Here is a 2,835-nt window from a genome sequence, read left to right on the forward strand (position 1 = left end):
TAAATGGAACTAATTTAATGTGACTTAGATGGTAATACCAAATCAATTTTAAAGATCACCTGGGGAGCTTTGGGTAAAGTATTAGTGTAAAATCATCTAGTTTTTGATGTGGCTCTTTTTGATACTCAACTTTAAATAAGACTGATTTAAGGAGTTTATTTTTAAGCTCTATATTGGTTGTTTTGTAATATAAATCTAACACTTTTTCAAAGGTTGGAATTAATTGTTCGTTTAGCAACTCTCTATTGTGATATTTTGCCAGTTCATCCAAAATTAACGTCTTACTATTTGAAAGTTCTTCTAGTCGATTAGAGAGGGTTTTTGAACGTTCATTGTAAATCGATTCATCATAAATACCGCGTTCTAGTAAATTAAATAAATTATTTTTTTGTTTTACAACTTCATTTAATTCATTCTCTATTTGTTTAAGTGCCTGTTTTTTTAAATTAATTACTTCAAAATCTTCCTCGTCGGGTTGATTCGTAAAACTGATTTTATATTCTTTTAACCAAATTTCTAACCCTTGTAATAGTTTCTCTTCAATTAAATGAGTATAGGAAGAGCGGGTGTTACAACGGTTATTTGTACACACAATTTGTCTAGGTTTGCCTTTTGGATAACGCTGCTGTAATTTTGATCCACATTTACTACAAAACATTATTCCAGCTAGCTGATTACTTAATTTACTATTATAAGGGGCATGGTATCGACTAGTTAAAATATCTTGTGCAAAATTGTGTATATCAGGATCAATTATTGCTTCATGTTTTCCATCGACAATTAACCAGTCAGATTTTGGTTTTCTTATACCTTTACTTGATTTTTTATTCCAAGTCACTTTACCGATATAAATCGGATTTTTGATCATCTCCAAAATGGAATTGTAACTCCACTTTTTACCTGTATAGGAAGGGATATTCATTTGATTTAAACGGTTAGCAATTTCGTTTGCACCAATCAAATCCTTCGTATACCATTCAAAAATACTTTTTACTACCTTTGCCTGCTTGCTATTAATACGTAAAGAGCGGAATTCCTTTGTTTCATATATCTCATATCCATAAGGTGCAAAGGTTCCTAAATAATTTCCTCTTTGGACTGATAATACTCGACCTCGTTGAAGCCTTCGAGTAATTATTTTTAATTCTTTTCGCGCCATAAATGCCTCAAATTCACTGTATTCCTCATCAAACTCATCATGTAGGTCATAGGTCTTTCTTGGAGTAATAATTTTTGTTCTAGAGGATTTAAACGTTTCTAAAATAATGCCCTGTTCCTTCATATTACCGCGTCCAAGACGGTCCATATCCATTACTAACACGCCATCATATTTGAATTCTTCAACTTCTTGTAAAAGCTTTAACATTTCTGGCCGGTAAACAAGCGATTCACCAGATGCAATTTCTTGTCGTATACAGATTATATTTAAATTACTTTCCTTAGCGAATTTCAAAAGCTGCTCCTTATGCTTTGATAAGGTCTCACCTTCACCTCTAGCCTCTGCATCTAAATCTGCTCGACTTTTACGCAAGTACAATGCAACTCGTTCCATGTAATCACCTCATAGACTATATATATGTCTAATTAAGGAATTAATTAATTTTTGAATCATCGGCAAAAAAAGGTTGGTTAGTCCGTCAGAAAACTAAACATACAATGAATTATGGGGGTGGTGATACTGAGTAAACAAACAGAATTTACTGCTACCTATCAATTCGGAAAAACAAAAGTGAATATAATTGCGCCAAATGATGTTACAGAAGAAAATAAAAAGAAAATTATTGAAGAAATTCATACGATTGGCTGGAAGATTATTAAAGAAGAAATGTATAAGAAAGATGATCAGTAAGATGAATTTAGTAAGCACCTAAAAAAGGGTGCTTTTTTATCTGTAATCTTGATCAATGAAGAATTAGATTTCAAAAGTAAATTGCTTAGGCAAACTATATTTTTGTACTTTTCACAGCGGTAAAAAACTAAATATGCAATCAATTTAACTACAGATATAATAGTGACCATGATTCATTATTTTAAGAAAAATTCTAAGACAGATTACTCAAAAATCTGTCATTTTTTTTACATAACGAACGTAATTATAGTGATAGTGATTCTAAATATTCATCAAAGAGAGGAATGTTGGTTATTATCGAATATCATTTTAAAAAACAATTTTGTTCAAAGGGAAAATTGATCGAACGTAAGCTTGCTGATCAATTGATTTTAAATGTAAGAATAAAAGATGTCTTAGAACTAGCTTATAATAACTGGGCTTTAGATTATGCAAAAGGTGTAGTTGCCTTAAATCTTACAAATGGTGAATTAATTGGTTATTCACTTAAGGGTGCACATAATAGAACTAGAAACGACTATGAGATTATTATTTTTGAACTAGATGCAAATGTTGACGTGGAAGATATTACTGTTTTAATGGGGAATATTGGTATTCGAGCTGTACGGACATTTTTTGAAATCGACGATGAAACTTTTTCTAACAATATGATATTTTGGACAGAAACCTATTTACGGTTTCATAATTTGACGATTAAATCAATTAGAGATCGGTTTTTAAAGGTACTATATACTGATTATAAACAAACCTTTTATAATACTTGCATTAAAAAACAACTTGATTATGTTTACGCTAACTATATCGTTCATTACAATCATTAGGGTGAGATCTTAAAAATTATTTTATTAAGCTTAATTTTTTGTTTCAATCCCCTTTTAAATCCTTTAATCGGCTCCTTTTAAAGTCAATTTTTTACTGTCCCAAACCAATGATATTCCGTTTAGATAGGTATTATCCTCTAAGTCATAATTTAATGCGTTTAATGA

At 30.5% G+C, this 2,835-nt stretch carries 3 protein-coding genes; 2 read left to right on the plus strand and 1 reads right to left on the minus strand.

The genetic code is table 11. The features are described 5' to 3' along the window. Positions 1-55 precede the first annotated feature (55 nt). Positions 56-1,552: a recombinase family protein gene (locus COE53_RS23610; protein WP_025568550.1), complete on the minus strand. Its 1,497-nt coding sequence runs from the start codon at positions 1,550-1,552 to the stop codon at positions 56-58. Between the two features lie 120 nt (positions 1,553-1,672). Between COE53_RS23610 and COE53_RS23615 the strand changes: the two genes are divergently transcribed. Beyond that, the gene (locus tag COE53_RS23615; protein ID WP_098948807.1) at positions 1,673-1,849 is read left to right on the plus strand and encodes a cell division protein FtsZ; all 177 of its coding nucleotides are present in this window, start codon (positions 1,673-1,675) and stop codon (positions 1,847-1,849) included. A 287-nt stretch (positions 1,850-2,136) separates the two neighbouring features. Next, complete coding sequence (locus COE53_RS23620) at positions 2,137-2,670, plus strand: hypothetical protein (protein WP_025568551.1); 534 nt, start codon at positions 2,137-2,139, stop codon at positions 2,668-2,670. The last annotated feature ends 165 nt before the right edge of the window (positions 2,671-2,835 follow it).

Source organism: Bacillus sp. AFS029533, assembly GCF_002585125.1.
Taxonomy (GTDB): domain Bacteria; phylum Bacillota; class Bacilli; order Bacillales; family Bacillaceae_G; genus Gottfriedia; species Gottfriedia luciferensis_B.